The sequence below is a fragment of the Kordia antarctica genome (assembly GCF_009901525.1).
Taxonomy (GTDB): Bacteria; Bacteroidota; Bacteroidia; order Flavobacteriales; family Flavobacteriaceae; genus Kordia; species Kordia antarctica.
The window spans coordinates 937,391-958,704 of record NZ_CP019288.1 but is presented as its reverse complement, the minus strand read 5'-3'; the positions used below and the strand labels follow the sequence as shown (position 1 = coordinate 958,704).

The window sequence follows — 21,314 nt, the reverse complement described above, 5'->3', positions numbered from 1 at the left end:
AGACAAAAATGAGCAACACAAATAAAGTTTTGTATTTAAAACCAAATGTGGCTATTGAGGCATTAGTTGATAGATGGTATGCTTGGCCACATCTCATCTCTCCGGCAACAGCCGCAATGAATATTAAAGAACGCCATTTAAAAATAATGGATTCATATATAAAGAATCCAAAAATTCATATGGCAGCTGTTAAAAAACCAGGAATGCTTGGCGGTCCTTTTATTAACTATAAAGAAGCACGAGTTGATGAAATTGCTACACTTCACAAGAAAACACTAGAGAAAAGAGCTAATATGCTCGAATTTGTTGATGCTATAAATGAATTGAATGGAATTTTGAAAAATGAAGCTGTTGGGTACTCACTAGAACCTTTATATGATAAAATTCCAGAATTACTTAAAGGATTTGTAGAGCTCTATTATGATTTAAATAACAATGCAAATTTTAGATTTTTTGAATCTTTAATATATCAAAGTGAATACTACGATGAATCGTCTCAAACAGTATGTTTACAATTAGTAGAAGCAGATAATTCGCGCCCTTTTGTATTAAGTACACCAAGGTTGAACGATGAAAATCTCTTGCACTTAGAGATTCCATTTAAGAATACTGTAATTGACGAACTCTTTAAAATGAAGCGAGAAGCGAGGAGCTACGAAGAAATAAAAGCGCTATTAGAAATCAAGGAAGAACATGAAGAACTATTCAGAAGTTTTTTCACAGAAGAATCGCCAACAACATACAAAAAGTATACAGGAAAAGGTATCAGAACACGATACTTCGGACACGCTTGTGTATTGTTAGAGACAAACGAAATTTCAATTTTAGTTGATCCAGTACTAAGTTACGATGGTTATGAGTCAGACGTTGCGCGTTATACAATTAATGACTTGCCAGAAACCATAGATTATGTATTAATTACTCACAATCATCAAGATCATATTTTACTGGAAACATTACTACAACTACGTCATACGATCAAGAATATTGTGGTTCCAAGTAGCGGAAAAGGAAACTTACAAGATCCAGATTTAAAATTAATGTTTAATAACATAGGATTTCACAATATCATTGAACTTGATGATATGGAATCTATAACATTAGATAAATGCAAAATAACAGGCTTACCATTTTTAGGCGAACATTCAGATTTAGATGTGAGAAGTAAGCTTTGTTATCATGTCTCTTTACACAATCATTTGAAAGTAATATTTGCAGCAGATTCCTGCAATATAGAGCCAACAGTATACGAACGCGTTCAAAAAATCATAGGAAATATAGATGTTCTTTTCTTAGGGATGGAATGTGATGGAGCTCCACTATCATGGCTATACGGACCTTTAATGCCTGAAAAACTAGAAAGAGATAAAGATTTCTCAAGAAGATTAGCAGGATGTAATTACGATCAGGGAAAAAGCCTAATCAAAATTTTTAACCCTAAAAATGTATTTGTTTATGCAATGGGATTAGAACCTTGGTTAGAATTTATAAGTTCTTTAAAATATACTGATGAGTCTAGACCAATTGTAGAATCTAACAAGCTAGTTTCAGACTGTAATAGTAACTTAATTGAAGCAGAACGATTGTTTGGAGAAAAAACAATTGAATATTAATAAGCCATCCATTTAAACTAAAAACGAAAGCACAAAACCATGCCACAATCTGTTAAAGAAATACTGTCAGTTTTAAGGGAAAATGAAATTAAATTAACATTAGATCAAGACAATTTAAGAGTAACATCTCACAAAGAGAAGCTTCCAGAAGCTATTCTAAGTCTGTTGAAATCTAGTAAAACAGCATTAATAAATTACTTAAAATCAATTGAGTTAGCAAACGCTATGGAACAAAATAAGATTCCTAAAGCGACTAATTCAGAAAATTACCTTTTATCATCTCCACAAAATGCAGTATGGTTAGCGAGTCAACTAGAAACAAGCTCTATTGCATATAATATTCCGCAAACGTTTGCTATTATTGGAGATGTTGATATTACAAATTTTGAAAAAGCAATTCATAACGTAATTGAAAGACATGAAATTCTGCGCACGGCTTTCAAAGAAAATGAAGAAGGAGAAATTCGTCAATGGATTTTATCAGTAGAGGAATTAGACTTAAAAATAACAACGCACAATTATATAAATGTTGAAAATCAAGAAGCTGCAATTCGAAATTATATCACTACAGATTTACAACAACCTTTCAATTTAGAAGAAGCACCAGCATTTAGATGCAGTTTATTGCAGTTAGAAAAAGAACATTATTTATTTTACTGTAACATGCATCATATCATTAGTGATGAATGGTCTATAAAAGTATTGGCAGATGAAGTCATAGCATATTATCAAGCTTTTAAGGAAGGAATAGAAATCAAGTTAGATAACTTATCAATTCAATACAAAGACTATGCTACTTGGCAACAAAATCAATTAGATACAGCTCAAAATCAAATTAGTAAAGACTATTGGACAGAAAGATTATCGGGAACATTACCTGTCATCAACTTTCCATCAAAAACGACAAGACCACTCATAAAAACTTTTGATGCAGAAAAGATAGTTACAAATTTAGGAGCTTCATTAACGTCCAATCTTCGAACTTATAGTATTGAAAATGGCGGAAGTGTATTTATGAGTTTACTTTCTGGGTTGAATGTAATCTTACAGCGCTACACTTTGCAAAAAGATATCATTATTGGTGCTCCTGTAACTGGAAGAAATCATTCTGATTTAGAAAACCAGATAGGATTTTACGTAAACTTATTACCGCTTAGAAATCATATAAAAGAAGAAGCGTCATTCAACCAAGTATTTTCAAAAATCAAACAAACCACCTTAGAAGCTTTTACGCATCAGCAATATCCTTTTGAAAGTATTGTGAAAAATACGCAATCAAAACGAAGAGATTCCAGTAGAAGTCCTTTGTTTGATGTATTGATGGATTATCATAACAATGAGAATCCAATAGCATTATTAACGCCTGAGGAATCAGGAACTATCAAAATATTAGGAAAAGGTTTAGTGAAGTTTGACATTGAGTTTCATATTACCGATTTGGTAGACGATTTGGAAATTCAAATGAATTACAATACCGATCTTTATGAAAGTGAGTTGATGCATCAATTTTTAGGAGATTATAAAAAGATGGTATCAAAACTCATACAATCTCCAAATGACGAAATTAGAACAGTAGCACTTGTTGAAGATGAAGCCTTATCTACACATACTACAGAAAGCGAAGCATCATTACAAAACCTTGTAGAGATGTTTCAAAAGCAGGCAAAAGAGAAGCCTAAAGCAGTTGCATTAGTAGCTCAAAACAAAGAAATAACGTATAGCGAATTAGACGAGTTATCGAATAAATTGGCAAGTTCCTTACGTCAAAATTACGCTATAGAAGAAAATGATTTAGTTGGAATTTATTTAGATAGAAGTGATGAAATGGTAATCGCCATGTTAGGAATTTTAAAAACGGGCGCAGCATATATTCCTATCGATACAAACTATCCAATAGCAAGAGTTCAAGATATTTTAGATGATGCAGCTCCAAAATTGCTGATAACTGAAACAAACTACATGTTTGAATTACCTGAATATGATGGAAATGTTTTTGCAATAGATGTTGAGTTTGATCCAGAAGAATTCGAAAACACACATGTAGCCTCTACATCAAAAAATAACGTAGCATACGTATTATATACTTCAGGTTCTACAGGAAAACCAAAAGGAGTAATGATTTCCAATACGGCATTAGCTAACTATTTAACATGGGGAAAATCGTATTATATAAAAGATCAAAAATATACTGGAGATTTTGGACTATTTACGTCTATTTCATTCGACTTAACAGTAACGAGCTTATTTCTTCCATTAGTAAGTGGTCATACGCTTCACATATTAGCTTCAGAAAATAATATAGGAGTAACCTTGCAAAACTATTTCTCCAAAAACATACCATGTATAAAGCTTACGCCAGCGCATATTAATTTACTAGAAGGTATTGAAATTCAAAATACAAACATTCAATTAGTAATTGTTGGAGGAGACAGGCTTCATAAATATCAAGTAGAGATTGCTCAAAAAATATTTCCATCTGCAAGAATCATAAACGAATATGGACCTACAGAAGCAACTGTTGGTTGTAGTGTATATGAAATTAGAGGAAATGAAGAAACCATTTTTATCGGAAAACCTATTCTAAACACAGACATTCACATTGTAAATTCTGCAGGTATGATACAACCTAAAGGTGTTATGGGAGAATTATGTATAAGTGGTTTGGGTATAGCTGAAGGATACATAAATAATGAAAAACTAACCGCAGAAAAATTTAAAGAAAGCATTTTTGGGCAGAAAAAAAGAATTTATAAAACAGGTGATTTAGGAAGATGGTCTTTTGATGAAGAATTAGAATACATAGGAAGAAATGATGAGCAAGTAAAAATTAGCGGATACAGAATTGAATTAGGAGAAATAAATGAACTCATTTCTACGCACCCATCAATTGAAACTTCTACAGTATTATGCAGGGAAAATTCTTTAGGAGAAAAAATACTTGTAGCTTACATCAAAACAACGCAAGAAGTAAAAACTGAAGCACTAAAATCATATGTAGGCAAAAAATTACCAGCGTATACAATTCCAAATATTTACTTAGAACTAGATGAATTTCCACTAACATCAAATGGAAAGATTGACAAAGAAAAGCTAGTACAAATTGATTTCGAAGAAGCCAACAAAACTAGTTATGTGGCACCAGAAAATGCTGCAGAAGAACAGTTGATTTCTCTTTGGGAAAAACATTTGCAAAAGGAAGACATTGGAATTACAGATAATTTCTTTTCACTTGGAGGCGATTCTATAAGAGCAATTCAATTAGTAATTGAAATCAAGAAAATATTCGGTTCTGATTTAAGTGTAGCTGATATTTTTGAAAAGCAGACTATTCAAGAACTTGTTCCTGTTATTGAAGACAAAAGAGGAGGAAATACAGTTCAAGAATACTTAAAAACTGGACATCAAGAAATACAAAAATTTGAAAAAGGAATAGAAAAAGAAAACAAGCGGATCAAAATTATATCAGATGAATATGAAGAAATTTATCCGTTAACTCCAATCGAAGTTGGAATGATATTTTCTTCCTTAATCAGAAATGAAGAACCTGTATATTACGATCAATACTCCTATACCTTAATCATTGAAAACGAAGCTGAATTTGAAAAAAACATCACAAAATTAGCAAACAGACATGCTTCGCTAAGAACCAAATATTATACAAAAAGCTTTAGTCAACCAACCAAAGTAGTATATACAACGCCAAAAGTTCCTTTAATAATAGAAGACTTAAGAATGGTGCCAGATGAAGAAAAAAGATCTAAAATTTTAGACTATTCAGAAGCAGACCTTAACTTAAGACTCGATTTTAATGACGACCTTCTTTGGAGAGTAAAAGCATTTCGAATCTCTGACAATTTATATTCAATATTTTTTAGTTTTCATCATGCTTTACTAGATGGATGGAGTACTTCTATCTTTAAAACAGAACTTTCCAACATCACGCATACAGATTTAAAACCTTTAAAATCTACATATAAAGATTACTGCGCAATTACTATTGGAAGAAAAAAATTAGAAGGCGTAGAAGGTTTTTGGAAAGAAATGCTCGATGGATATACACGAAATAAATTGCCATTCAATACAAATAGAAAAAGATTAAATGATGAAACTGGAATGTCTATTATTTCAAGATGGTTGCCAGCCCAATTAATGACTGAAATCACTAAACTTTCAGAAGAACTTAAAGTATCGGTAAAAACAATCTGTTTGGCTGCACATGCCTATTTGCTCAAAGTAGTCTGTTCTGAAACTGAGATAGTAACTGGTGTTGTAACTCATGAACGCCCAGAAATAGAAGATGGTTTGAACATTATGGGATGTTTTCTAAATACAGTTCCAATCCGATTAAATATTGCTGAATGTTCAAATGTAACTTCTCTAATAACTATGGTTAATGAGCATTTGATAAAAATGAAATCAAAAGAAATTCATCTTGCCGAAATAGCGCAAATCATAGGAGAAAAATCAACACTAAACAATCCAATCTTTGATACGTTGATGAACTATACGGATTTCCATCAATTTGAAAACTGGAATGAGGAATCGGAAGTAAATCAAACACATAATGAGTTGTTTGACCATACAATTCAGAATCATGAAATGACAAATACATTATTTGATTTAGAAGTCGATAAAACATTGAATAATTTGACGGTTGCTATCAAATACGCAAATACATACTTTAACAAAGAAGACATGATAAAAGCTGCTGAGCTTTATGAAATGATTCTTCAAAGTTTTGTAGACAATCCAACAATGCAATGTGAAGATATTTTATTATTAACAGCGGAAGATACTTCATTAATTGACGCCTTTAATCAAACAAAAGAAGCATATGAATCTAACTCAAAAATTCATGAACTATTTGAAAGAAAAGCAGCAATATTACCGGAAGCAATTGCTTTAAAGCACAATATAAACGAGTTAGATTATAAAAGTTTAAACGAGCAAGCCAATCAAGTAGCACATTACCTAAGAGAAAAAGGACTGAATACAGGCGATCATGTTGGAATCATTGCTTCTAGAAATTTCAGTATGATTATTGGTTTACTAGGGATTCTCAAAGCTGGCGGCGTTTATATTCCTATTGATCCGATTTATCCTGCGGAAAGAAAATCCTATCTCATCGAAAACTCACATGTAAGTTGGTTATTGATAGATGATATTCAAAACGATTTTGATGCAGAAAACATAACAAAAATATTCTTAAATGAAGACACAATTTCAGATTGCGCTACAAATAATCTAGGAATTGAGATAGACAGCAATCAACTTGCCTATACAATCTATACATCAGGTTCTACAGGAAGACCAAAAGGAGTAATGATTCCACATCATGCAGCAGTCAATTTAGTAGAATGGGTAAATGAAACCTACAACATTAATGAAGATGACAACCTTCTTTTTGTGACCTCAATGTGTTTTGACTTATCTGTATATGACATTTTTGGAATGTTGGCAGCTGGTGGATCAATCGTAATCGTATCACAAGAAGAAATTACCAATTTTTCGGTATTAAAAGAGATCATCAAAAAAGAAAAAATTACGTTTTGGGATTCTGTACCAACAACGATGAACTATCTCGTAGCCGAACTCGAATATGAAAACACAGACTTTCTACAAGAAGAATTAAAACTTGTATTCATGAGTGGTGATTGGATTCCAACACAACTTCCAGATAAGATTCGTAAGTTTTTCCCAAACGCCAATGTAATCAGTTTAGGTGGCGCAACCGAAGGAACAGTTTGGTCTAATTATTATCCTATTAAAGAAGTTGATCCTACATGGAGTTCAATACCATATGGTAAACCGATAAAAAACAATTTCTTCTACATATTAGATGATCACTTAAATAAAGTTCCTGTAGGAACTTCTGGCGAACTCTTTATTGGCGGCGTTGGTGTGGCAAGAGGTTATGCAAATGATTCTGTAAAAACGAATGCTTCTTTTGTGCCCGATCCATTTGATAAAGAATTAGGCGGAATGATGTACAAAACTGGTGATATTGGACGCATGATGCCAGATGGAAATATGGAGTTCCTAGGAAGAAAAGATTACCAAGTAAAAATTAGAGGATTTAGAGTAGAATTGGGCGAAATTGAAAGTGTGGTTAGAAAAAATGAACATGTAAAAGAAGCCATTGTAAGCTTACTCAAAAATGACGCAGATGTTCAGCAATTGGTAGTATATGTTGTACAAGAAACACCAATAACGTTTGAAGAAATACGTTTATATATAAGAGATTATCTGCCTGAATATATGATTCCTGAATACTGTGTATTCTTAGAAGCATTGCCATTAAACAGCAATGGAAAAATAGATAGAAAACAACTACCCAAACCCGACATATCTGAAGCTTCATCCAATCAGGAAGGGTATGTGCATCCACAAACTGAGTTAGAAATCAAATTATCAGATATTTTAAAATCAATTCTTAACTCGGAAGTAAGCACAGATGCGAACTTTTTTGAACTAGGAATAGACTCACTAACTGTTGGAGCACTTGTAAATAGAATAGTAAATAAGATAGAAGTAAATATTGGAATCAGAGATGTTTTTAATAACCCTACTATCGCAGAATTGGCCTCAGAAATTGAAAAAATAAATTGGGCTAGTCAAGAAGACACAAAAGAATCTAATAATACTGAAAAAATATCAATATGAGTTTTGACCTATATAAAAAGCTTAGAAACCTAAACGTAAAAATCGAAGCAGTTCAGGGAAAATTAGATATTGAGGCTCCTCAAGGAGTACTTACAAATGAATTAGTGAGTGAAATTAAAGAACACAAGGAAGAATTATTAGACTTCCTCACTAAATATAAGCGAGAAAATATTACCACTGAGAAGATTCCTAAAGCAACCATAAAAGAATCATATCCATTATCATCTGCGCAAAAAAGATTGTGGATCATGTGTCAGTTTAAAAATGGTTCTATTGCATACAATATGCCTACAAGCATAGAGTTGGCAAGCGATATAAATATTGAAAACTTTATTCAGGCTATAGAAACTGTAGTAGATCGCCATGAAATTTTGAGAACAGTATTCAAAAGAGATGCTTCTGAAGAAGTTCGTCAGTGGATTTTATCAAGGGAAGAGCTAGGGTTTAAAGTCGAATTCAAGGACTATGAAAACGAAGAAAACAAACAAAATTTAGTCGCACAATACATTCAAGAAGACGCTTACAAAGAATTTGATTTGGAAAATGAACCCTTGTTGAGAGTAAGCTTTTTAAAATTAGAAGAAGATCGTTATGTATTCTATTACAATATGCATCATATTATAAGTGATGGTTGGTCGTTAGATATACTTTCTAAAGAAGTAATGTATTGTTACGAATCTTTGACAACGGGAATTGCGCCTTCTTTCGAACCTTTAAATATTCAATACAAAGATTATTCAGAATGGCAATTAAAACAATTAGAATCTAGCGCTTTTCAAAAAGGACAAGAATATTGGTTAAACACATTATCGAGCGATTTGCCAACGATTAATTTGCCTTCTAGAAAAATCAGACCAGCTATAAAGACCTTTAATGGACAAAGACTTGGAACCTTTCTTCCTAAAGAAAGTACTCAAAAGTTAAAACAATTCTGTGAAACACTAGATGGAAGTCTATTTATGGGATTACTTTCAAGTTGGAATGTCTTATTGTATAGATATACAATGGAAAAGGATTTGATAATTGGTGTTCCTGTAGCTGGAAGAGAACATTTAGATCTAGAAAATCAAATAGGTTTCTATGTGAATACATTAACACTAAGAAATCAGCTCAATCCTAAAGATTCATTTATAGACTTTTTCAAAAAAGTAAAAGACAATACACTTGCGGCATATGAACACCAAGCATATCCTTTTGATATGTTGATAGAAAAATTACAGCTAACTAGAGATACAAGTAGAAGTGCTGTATTTGATGTTATGTTAACATTACAAAATGCTGGTGATAAAAGAGATTTGATACCATCTAAAAATTTTGATGAGAATGAAATCACAGATCTAGGAAAGTGTAATGTGAAATTTGATATCAATATCGCTGCGGAAGAAATAGGAGAGCAAGTATACTTAAGGTTTGACTACAATGAAGATGTATATGAGCAGGAAATGATGATGAGTTTACTATCACATTATAAAAACTTAGTACAGCAAATAGTAGAGAACACAGCAACTATAATTGAAGACATTACGTTCTTATCTGCAGAAGAAACCAAACAACAACTAGCGCTAGTAGAAAGCGTTACTATGCAAAACAAAACAGAAAAAACGGTTATAGATATATTCAGAGAGAAAGCAAATGCTTTTCCAACAGCTGTAGCAGTTGTTTTTGAAGAAACAACAATCACGTATAAAGAACTAGAAGAACGCTCTAATCAGTTTGCAAACTTTTTAAAACAACAACACAACGTATTAGCAGAAGATTTAGTTGCCATCAATCTTGAACGAAGCGAATGGATCATCATAGTCATGTTGGGAATTTTAAAATGTGATGCAGCTTATGTTCCTATTGATAATGAATATCCTGAAACTAGAATTAAATACATAAAAGAAGACAGCAAATGCAAAGTATGTATTGAAGCGAAAGACATTCAAGAGTTTATAGCTACGCAAACTACATTCTCTAGCGAAAGTATCACTACAACAAGTACGCCTGAAAGTACTATGTACGTTATATACACCTCAGGTTCTACAGGAAACCCAAAAGGTGTAGTGATAGCGCATGCATCACTACTCAATTATGTTGATTGGTTTGCAAAAGAATATAAAATCTCAGCATTAGATAGTAGTATGTTGGTGTCGAGTCCATCTTTTGATGGTGTTTTAACCTGCATATACGGATGTTTGCTAACTGGAGCAACATTGCACATTGTAAGAAGCCAAACAGTGCAAGATCCTTTTAAAATGATCAACTATATTTCTGATAAAGGAATCACATTTATAAAAGGAACTCCTGTATATCTCCATTTGTTGTTTGAGAATACAGCATCTTCTAAGTTATTAGATAGTGAAACTTTACGATTAATTATTACTGGTGGCGATAAAGCAGATACATCATATATTAAGAAAGTAGTATACAATTCAGATATTCAGATCATCAATCACTATGGACCTACAGAAACTACTATTGGTGTAAGTGTTTACAATATTACAAAGGAAAATTTCTCAGAATTTGAACAACATATTTCTATAGGAAGTCCAATAAATCAAACAAGCTTTTTTGTACTCGATGCTAATTTAGCATTGATGCCAAAAGGTGCTATTGGAGAACTATATATTGGCGGAAAAAGTTTAGCTAAAGGATATTTAAACAAATCGGAGTTAACAGCGGCTACTTTTATTAAGAATCCTTTTGATGCAGGTGGGAATACTTTGCTTTATAAAACAGGTGATTTGGTTCGATGGCTTCCTGATAACAATATAGAATTTATTGGAAGAAAGGACAATCAAGTAAAAATAAGAGGATACAGAGTTGAGTTAGGAGAAATAGAGAAAGCTATAAATGAATGTGAAGGCGTTGATTCGGTTGTGGTAATTTGTCATAAAAATCAGCAAAATGAAAACACATTAAAAGCGTTTGTAATCTCTCAAGAAGGTATTGAAACAACGACTATAAAGAAGTTTTTAGAACAACGTGTTCCTTCATATCTAATTCCTGAAAACTTTATTAAACTAAGTTCGTTTCCACTAACAGATAACAAGAAAATTGATAGAAAGCATTTAGCTACGATACAAGTTGAAGATTCAGGTAATAAAACTATTGAATATATCAAGCCAACCAATGATACACAACGAAGGCTTATAGTTCTTTGGGGAAATATACTTAACACACAACAGATTGGAATAAAAGACGATTTTTTCTTATTAGGTGGACATAGTTTGAGTGCAACACGCTTAATTACACAAATACATAAAGAATTTGATGTCATTCTAGGAATAGAAGAAATTTTCTTAACACCAGTTTTAGAAGAGATGGCAACAACCATAAAAGGGAAAGCAAAAGTTGCATTTAAAGAAATTGAAGTTGCGGATACAAAACCCCACTATCCATTATCATCAAGTCACAAACGCCTGTACTTCTTACAACAATTTGATACAGAAAGTATTGCTTATAATATGCCAGTTGTAAGAGTTTTGAGTGGAGATGTACATGCTGAAAAAATAGAAGATACCATCATACGATTAATCAATAGACATGAAATCTTACGAACTTCTTTTGTAGAAATTGAAGGAGAAGTAATGCAGCTAGTGCATACAGATTTTGATTTTAAGTTAGATACACATGCTATTGATAATTCTGAAGAATTAGAAGCCTATATTCAAGAATATACACGTCCTTTCGATTTATCAAAAGCACCGTTAATTAGGTCTTCAATAGTCCAAATTGGAGCAGACGAATATGCTTGGATTGTAGATTTGCACCATATAATCTCTGATGGAAGCTCTCAACAAATTCTTATTAATGACTTTTTAAAATTATACAATGAAGAAGAATTACCAGAATTACGATTACAGTATAAAGATTTTTCAGAATGGCAAAACAACTTGTTTGAAACTGGCGGAATACAAAACCAAATAGAATATTGGCAATCGGAATTTGCAGTACCAACAGAGAAATTAAATTTACCTACAGATTTTCCAAGACCACAGGTTTTTACATTTCAAGGGACCAACCACATATTTACAATAAACAAAGAAGATAGCGAGCAACTCAAAGCATTAGGTTTGCAAAACGGAGCCAGTCTGCAAATGACATTAATGACTATTTTATTTACACTACTTCATAAGTATACACAACAAGAAGATGTTGTGATTGGTTGTGGAATAAATGGTCGCCGTCACTCCGATTTAGATACAATTGTTGGAATGTTTGTAAATACAATATGTATTCGTTGTTTTCCAGAAACCGATCAAGATTTCCAATCGTTTTACAAGCAAGTAATTTCTAAGTGTATTCTCGCTTATGAAAATCAGGATTTACAATTTGAAGATTTAGTGCAATTACTTAATGTACAGCGTGAACCTTCTGGAAACCCAATTTTTGATGTATCTATGGTGCTTCAAAATTATGATAGACGATATGCGGAAATAGAAGAATTGCAGTCTATCAATATGGGAACAATGAATAGACTGGGAAAAGAGCATACCTCAAGTAAGTTCGATTTAACTTGGTTTATCTATGATTCAGCAGAAACAATCACAATTGAAATAGAATACTATACCGCAATCTTTAAAGAAGAAACAATTGTTCGTATGGCAGAACATTTCCAAAACATCATACAAATTATACTGAAGAAGCCAACTATCAAAATAAATGATATCAATTTATTATCATCTCATGAGATAGAAAAAATAGCTACCAATTTTGTAAATGGAAAAGTAAATACAGATGTCAAAAAATCTGAAAATATTTTACAACTATTCGAGCATCATGCTGCTCAAACAGAAACGGCAATTGCAGTAGAAGATGATCATGGTTCGTTAACCTATGAAGAATTGCAAAACCAATCCAATCAATTGGCGCAATTCTTAGTGAAAGAATTACACCTTACCAAAGAAACAGGTTTAGGGCTCTTGCGTTCTCGTACAAAAGACATTACTGTAGATATACTAGGAATCATGAAAGCTGGAGGAACTTATGTTCCATTAGATATAAATTCGCCAGAAGACAGACTCGTATATATCTTAGAAAATTCGGATGTTGAAGTATTAATTACAGAGAAAAACTTAATTGAGTTTGCAAATAAATTACAATGGAGAGTAAAATCAATTAAATATATACTCTGTACTGATACAGAAGAAATATACAATGAATCTGGTCGTATCGAGAATGAATATATGGATAGAGATTTGTGGGAACATGTTGGAGAAACCGCTGTTGATGAAATTACTGCCGGAGGATGGATGAGTAGTTACACGGGCGAATACATTTCAGAAAAAGAAATGGCGGAATACAGTAGCAATGCATATTTAAAACTAGCGCCTATTTTACATGAAAATATGAAAGTCTTGGAAATAGGATGCTCTTCAGGACTAACAATGTTTCCAGTAGCTCCAAAAGTAAAACAATACATAGGAACAGATATTTCTCAAAACATATTAGAACTAACGCAGAAAAAGGTAACTAAAGATGGACACACCAATATCAGTCTTGAACGTATAGCTGCCAACGAAATTGATCAACTTTCTTATGATGATTTTGATCTAATTATTATCAATAGTGTAGTGCAAAGTTTTAATGGTCATAATTATTTGAGAGATGTACTTCGAAAGGCAACCAAGAAAATGAAACCTAATGGATATATTTTCTTAGGTGATTTAATGGATGAAGACAGACGAGAAGATTTAATTCATGACTTGGAGAATTTTAAAATAAACAATACCAATTCAGACTACAATACAAAATTAGATTGGTCAAATGAATTGTTTATTTCTAAAGCTTTTCTAGAAGATTTAACACATGAAAATCTTGGTATCGCACATGCTGAGTTTAGCGAGAAAATTTGCACGATAAAAAATGAATTAACGAAGTTTAGATATGATGCATTGCTGACAGTAAACAAGGCTTTCGATACTTCTCACTTGGAAAAAAGTAAATATCAAATAGATAGAAGTGCTATTAATAAATATGATTTTAGCAAACCGTCAGTTCACATATCTGGATCAGATTTAGCATATATTATCTATACTTCAGGATCTACAGGAAAGCCAAAAGGAGTAATGATAGAACATAAATCGATTGTAGATTTATCGATTTGGCAAAAAGCATATTTCAATCTATCAAGTTACAAAACAATATCCCAAATGGGATCACTGAGTTTTGATGCTTCCATAGGAGAAATGGTCATGGCATTGACAAATGGATGTAAGTTGCAAATGATTTCTAATGAAGATTTCTTGAATTTAATAGCGATCATCAATGAAAAAGAAATAGATGTTATTGTAACAGTACCATCATTACTTAAACAACTAGATCCACAATATTTAGAATACAAATCAAGAATCGTTTCAGTAGGAGAGAAGTGTCCACAAGATTTATATAAAAAATGGAATCTATACTGTACATTAATTAATGGATATGGACCTACAGAATATACTGTATATTCTCATGTGTGGGATGATAAAACTTCTGGAGATATTATTCCTATTGGAAAACCAAGACATAATTTGAAGAGTTACATCTTGGATGAGTCATTGAACTTAGCTCCTGTTGGAATAGCTGGAGAAATTTGTTTAAGTGGTTATGGAATAAGTAGAGGATATTTGAACAACGTAAAGAAGACTTTTGAATCTTTTGTTCCTAATGTAACATACTTAAAAATGTTCTTTAAAGACTGTGATGAAATTCCAAACAATGTAATTGGGCAAGATGAATTTGTATCTCTGAATGCGATTAATTACGATATCATCAATCAATTGTCAAATAAAACCATTGAAGAAATTAAAGAAGATATAAAAACTCGTTTCAGTACAGAAATTTGTGAAGATGTAAATACCATGTTGAAACAGAGTGCACATGATGAGCAATTTATCTATGCATTCCAACGATATTTCTACGAAGGTATGTATCAAAACTATAGCTCAGACAGCTTATCATGGGAAGCTTTAAATGCTTTACTAAAAATACCGATATCAGAAAATAGTAAAGGAGTTGATTTTGGATGTGGAAACGGAGAATTAGTGCAAAGAATATTTGAAAATGGAGTGAAAAATATTGTTGGCTTAGATATTAATCCATTTTTTGTGAATAACCTAAAGAAAAAAGGAATTGAAAGTCATATATGTAAAGTAGATACAACTAACGAGTATTTCTTTGAAATGAGTAAACTCAATCCAAACTCAATTGATTTTGCCATTAGTATCCTAACGCTAGATAGAGTTCAATTTCCTAAAAATTTGATGAAAAATATGGCAATGAGCCTAAAAGATGACGGAAGATTTGTCCTCGGAACTCTTTTACCAATCGTTGAATTTGAAGATGGTATCAATACAAGTAATTTTAGTTACACCAAGTACGAAAACAAATTAACACCTGGAATTACAGCTTCAGAAGATAAATACTATATCATTGAAAAGTTGCTGCAATACAATTTAACAGAAATTGAGCACTACACTGTAAAAACAAGAGTTCGCAGTAAAAATGGTTTGCAAGAATACAATCTCAACTTTTTCTGTGGTATAAAACAAAGTAAAGTTATCAATGAAGAAGCGCTCAAATATACCAAGCTCTATAAAACCGGAGACATGGGAAGATGGTTGTCTAATGGAGATATAGAATTTTTAGGACGGAAAGATGAACAGATCAAACTTAGAGGCTTTAGAATTGAATTAGGTGAAATAGAGACAATACTGCATCAACATCACGCAATTGACAATGCTGTTGTAATTAGCAGAATCAATGAAGAAAATGAAACAGAGCTAATTGCATACTTAGTATGTGAAAAAGATATAAAACGTAATGAAATTAAAGACTTTTTAAATCAAAAAGTGCCTGCATATATGATTCCAACTCATATTGTATTCATGGAATCATTACCGCTAAATAATAGTGGAAAGACAGACAGACAATCATTGCCAAATCCTATGATGGTTAATGAAAAAACAGAATATGTTGAAGCTACAGATGAGATACAAATTCAATTGGTAGAAATCTGGAAACTGCTACTATCTAAAGAAAAAATAGGGATAAAAGATAACTTCTTTGATTTGGGCGGACACAGTTTAAAAGCAACGCGTTTGGCAAGTTTTATCAATAGCGAATTAGGCATCAAAATTAAAATCAAAGATATATTTACCAATCCTACAATTGAAGAACTAGGTAAGGTCATCAAAGCGAATCTTTGGATTAAAGATTCTGAAAAAGCAAGCAAAGCAGAAGGTAGAATCATTGATATCATCTAATTCAAACAGTACTATAAATTAATACTACAATAGGTACATTCAAAACAAAATATAAAACAGCGAAAAGTATACAATACTATAGTCTGAACTAAATATAATGGTAGATTTAATAAACAAACTAGCAACCCAAAATATTCACGTATTCTTAGAATCCGGAGTCTTAAAAGTATCTGCTGTATCTGATATAGATCCTTTATTGATAAAAGAAATTCGGAATAGCAAAGAACAACTCATTCAATACTTGTCACAATTTGATGCAGGTCAAGAAGATAATATTCCGTTAACAATGGAAAATACGTCATATCCTCTATCTTCATCTCAATATAGAATCTGGTTATTAAGTCAACTAGAAGAAGGTAGTATCGCTTACAATATGTATAGTCTAAATACAATAAATGGCGAAATAGACAAACTAGCTATTGAAACTGCCTTTAAAAAGATAGTGAAACGACATGAAATTTTAAGAACTGTTTTCAAGGAAAATAATGAAGGAGAGTTAAGGCAGTATATCAAAAATATGAACGAGATAGATACGAATATCCGTTATCTAGATTGTAGTAACAAATCAATAGCTGACATACAAAAAAATGCACAAAAAGAATTCATTGCATCTTTTGATCTTGAATTAGGTCTCTTAGTAAGGCTCTCGCTTTACAAAGTTGAATCTGACAAATATTGGTTATTGCTCGGAATGCACCATATTATTAGTGATGGTTGGTCAATGGGAGTTTTTATCAAAGAATTCTTAGAAATCTATGAAGCTATCACAAAAAATAGAAAGGAAAACCTACCTGAGTTAACTATTCAATACAAAGATTATGCAGTTTGGCAGCAAAATCTACTAAATGATACAAACCAAAAGCAGCAAAAAACATTTTGGACCGATCAACTAAACAGTACATTACCTGTATTAAACCTGCCTACTGACTATCCAAGGCCACCGATAAAAACATACAATGGAGCCAAGAAAAGAAAAGTATTCAATTCAGAAACCTTCAAACGTTTCAATGCTTTTTGTTATAAAGAAGAAGGAACACTTTTTATTGGCTTACTAACAATACTAAATATATTTCTCTATAAATGCACGAATCAAACAGATTTTATAATAGGAACACCAGTAGCAGGAAGAAACTCTGTTGATTTAGAACATCAATTAGGGTGCTATATCAACACACTAGCATTACGAAATAGCTTTACTTCTAAGACTAGTTTTTTAAAACTCTTTCACGATATTAAAAAAAATACGATTAGTGTCTTTGAAAATGATCAGTATCCTTTTGATGAATTGGTAAAATCTCTCGACTTAAAACAAGATGCTAGTAGAACGCCAATTTTTGATGTGATGTTGTTACTGCAAAACGATGAAACAGCAGAAATTTCAGAAGACACAAATAAAGATATTACAATTGGTAGTTTTGACGTAGCACCAAAAGTATATAGCAAGTTTGATATTACATTTGGTTTTGAAGAATATGGCGACGATTTAGTGGCGACAATTGAATACAATACCGATTTATTTAAAGAAACAACCATATTACGATTCTTTGATCACATTGAAACATTGATGGAGGCTTGCACGAGCAATTCCAAAATGGGTATAAATGCTTTAAATTTTTTAAATGCTACTGAAAAGGAAGCAGTTGTAAACACATTCAATCCTAAACTTAATTGGGATAAAAAATGGACTTCCATCAACCAACTATTTGAAGCACAAGTACAAAAAAAATCGCATCAAATTGCTGTGGTAGTAAAGGAAACCGAAATCTCATATAAGACACTCAATGAGCGCGCATGCCAATTTGCCAATTTTCTTAGTAAAAAGTATAAGATAGTACATGGAGATATTATAGGTGTACATGCAGAAAGAGATGAATGGTTGATGACAATTATCTTAGGAATACAAAAACTAGGAGCAGTTTATGTGCCTATTGAAATTGATTATCCGCAGGAAAGAATAGACTATATAGCAAGTAATTGTAAGAGTAAAATAATAATAAATACTACTACTGTCCAAGAGTTTGTATCATCTATTGATACATATGAAAAAAGTAAACTCTCTACCGCCACAACGCAAGATGACATAACATATATCATTTATACTTCAGGTTCAACAGGGCAACCAAAAGGAGTGAAGATTAGCCATAAAAATGTATCTTCATTCATTAGTTGGGCAAGAAGTGAGTTTAGTTTAGATGATATAGATACTGTATTAGCAACAACTTCGGTATCTTTTGATATCTCGATATTTGAATTCTTCTACACATTATGCTCAGGAAAAAAACTAGTACTCTTTAAAAACGTTTTTGAAATTGAGGCCACAGATTTAAAAGAAGGAAAAATACTCTTAAACACAGTGCCAAGTGCTATGGATATCCTAAGAGCAAAACAAATTGATTTTAGGGCGTTTACAGCTATAAACTTAGCAGGAGAACAGCTCAAAGAAAGTCACTTAAAAGGTGTTGACCTTCAAAAAGTAAAAGTGAGAAACCTATACGGACCTACTGAAAATACTATATATACAACCACGGCTATAATTACAGATAAAAAAGCTATCAATATTGGAGCACCAGTAGATAACACTAATATCTACATACTTTCGGATACAATGAATTTTCAACCTGTTGGCGTTCCAGGAGAACTTTGCATTACAGGCTTAGGATTATCGCCAGGATATATCAATAATGAAGAAATAACGAATGAGAAATTTATTGATAATCCATATGTGAAAGGTCAGAAATTATATAAAACTGGAGATATAGGAAGATGGCTTCCAAATGGAACCATTCAATTATATGGAAGAAAAGATTTTCAAGTTAAAATACGAGGATATCGTATAGAACTTGGAGAAATTGAATCTAAATTAAATCAATATAATACTATCAAAACATCGGTTGTAATTGCAAAAAGAATCAAAGAACAAATGGAGTTAATTGCTTATATAGTTCCTGAAAAAGAGTTAGAAATAAGTGAATTAAGAAACTATTTAGGAAAGTCTCTTCCGCAATATATGCTGCCAAATTACTTTGTGAAATTAAAAGAATTGCCACTATTAACCAATGGAAAACTAGACAGAAGTAAATTGCCCAATCCAGAAGGTACAACACTGGAAAGCGAAGATATATATGAAGCACCAACAACCGAAATTGAAGAATTACTAGTACAGATTTATGAATATATTTTTCCAAATAGGCGTATTGGAATCCAAGACAGCTTTTTTAGATTAGGAGGCGACTCAATAAAATCGATACAAATTGTATCGAGACTAAAACAAAACGGCTATAAGGTAGATTTAAAAGATATATTACAATTTCCTGTCATCAAAGAGTTATCTCATAAAGTATTTCCGCTTACAAAGAAAATTGATCAAGAAATAATAGTTGGAAAATTGTCGCTTAGTCCAATTCAAAAATGGTTTTTAAATACAGAACGAACGAGTAAACATCATTTCAACCAATCAGTAATTCTAAAAAGTAACCATGTCGTTTCAAGAGAAGCTGTAGAAGCTGTAATTGCCAAATTAGTGCTGCATCACGATGCACTTCGTATGGTGTTTTACAAAGAAAAAGGCATATGGATTCAGGAAAATGAAGGAAACACTAAAGGGTATATTTTTGAAGAAAAAGAAGTAAGCAATGATGAAGACTACAAAGCATATTGTGATGCTTTTCAAGCAAATTTTGTACTGGAAGAAGGACCGCTTTTCAAAGTGGCATTACTAAAAAATAAAAATGAGGAATACTTGCTATTTACAGCACATCACTTAATAATTGATGGTGTTTCTTGGCGAATACTACTTGAAGATTTTACAAATTTACACAGTCAATATTTACAAGGGGAAAGTTTTGCAATGCCATTAAAAACACATTCGTTCGGGTATTGGGTAGATCAATTAACTATATTTTCTAAAACTAATCATATTCAAAAACAACTTCCTTACTGGACTCAACTAGTAAATAATGCAAAACATGCAGACAAATTACCAATTGATATAAATACTACAGATAATTTTTATGGAGATTCTTCTATAGCATCTTTCGCACTTTCAGAAGAACTCACAAATCTATTGCTCACCAAAGCTAATGAAGCCTATTCAACTTCTGTAAATGATGTACTACTTGCTTCTTTTAGCGCCGCGCTTTTGGAAGTGTTTGGAATGCAAAAAGTATTTGTGAATATGGAAGGTCATGGAAGAGAACAAATAGAAGACGATTTAGATATTACACGCACAGTAGGATGGTTTACTACGCTATTTCCAGTCTACATAAATGTTGAAAAGAAAGAAGCAGAAGATCACCTAGTAAGTGTAAAAGAAACGTTGCATAGAATACCTGATAAAGGAATTGGCTACGGAATATTGAAATACATATCCAATACCATTGAGACGATTTCCTCAGAAATAACATTCAATTATTTAGGCGATTTTGGAAGCAATGTTCCCAATGATAATAAAGAGTCCAATCATTTTGAATATACAAATGTGTATAAAGGAAATGTATTATCATCAACAATGGAAAGAGATGCACTTTTAGATATCTCAGGAATGGTTGTCGCAGGAATATTAAGCATTCAAATAGGATACAGTGCCAAACAATTTTATAGAGAAACCATACAAGGTTTATTAGCTGCGTATGAAAAAAATCTGACGGATTTAATCCAAACGCTTTCTAACAGAGAAAAAACAATTACACCCGTTGATCTGACCTATAAAAAATTAAACGTAGATCAATTCAAAAAGCTCGAAAAGCTATTCCAAAAAAAAGAGAATTAATAACATACTAACTACTATATATAGTTACAATAAAGA

The 21,314-nt window shown here is 32.0% G+C and carries 3 protein-coding genes and 1 pseudogene; all 4 read left to right on the top strand.

Going from position 1 to position 21,314, the window contains the following annotated elements:
- Positions 1–8: 8 nt before the first annotated feature.
- The 4 genes and pseudogenes from IMCC3317_RS03850 to IMCC3317_RS03835 all read left to right on the top strand — a co-directional run bounded on the left by IMCC3317_RS03850 (position 9) and on the right by IMCC3317_RS03835 (position 21,278).
- Entirely contained in the window at positions 9–1,613 is a 1,605-nt protein-coding gene (locus IMCC3317_RS03850) for an MBL fold metallo-hydrolase (RefSeq protein WP_160128189.1), read from the top strand.
- Between the two features lie 39 nt (positions 1,614–1,652).
- Positions 1,653–8,276 (top strand): non-ribosomal peptide synthetase, encoded by a 6,624-nt coding sequence (locus tag IMCC3317_RS03845; RefSeq protein WP_160128188.1) that lies wholly within the window; start codon positions 1,653–1,655, stop codon positions 8,274–8,276.
- A 26-nt stretch (positions 8,277–8,302) separates the two neighbouring features.
- Positions 8,303–16,510: pseudogene (locus IMCC3317_RS03840) on the top strand (amino acid adenylation domain-containing protein); the annotation flags it as partial.
- A 97-nt stretch (positions 16,511–16,607) separates the two neighbouring features.
- The gene (locus IMCC3317_RS03835) at positions 16,608–21,278 is read left to right on the top strand and encodes a non-ribosomal peptide synthetase (RefSeq protein WP_160128186.1); all 4,671 of its coding nucleotides are present in this window, start codon (positions 16,608–16,610) and stop codon (positions 21,276–21,278) included.
- Positions 21,279–21,314: the final 36 nt, after the last annotated feature.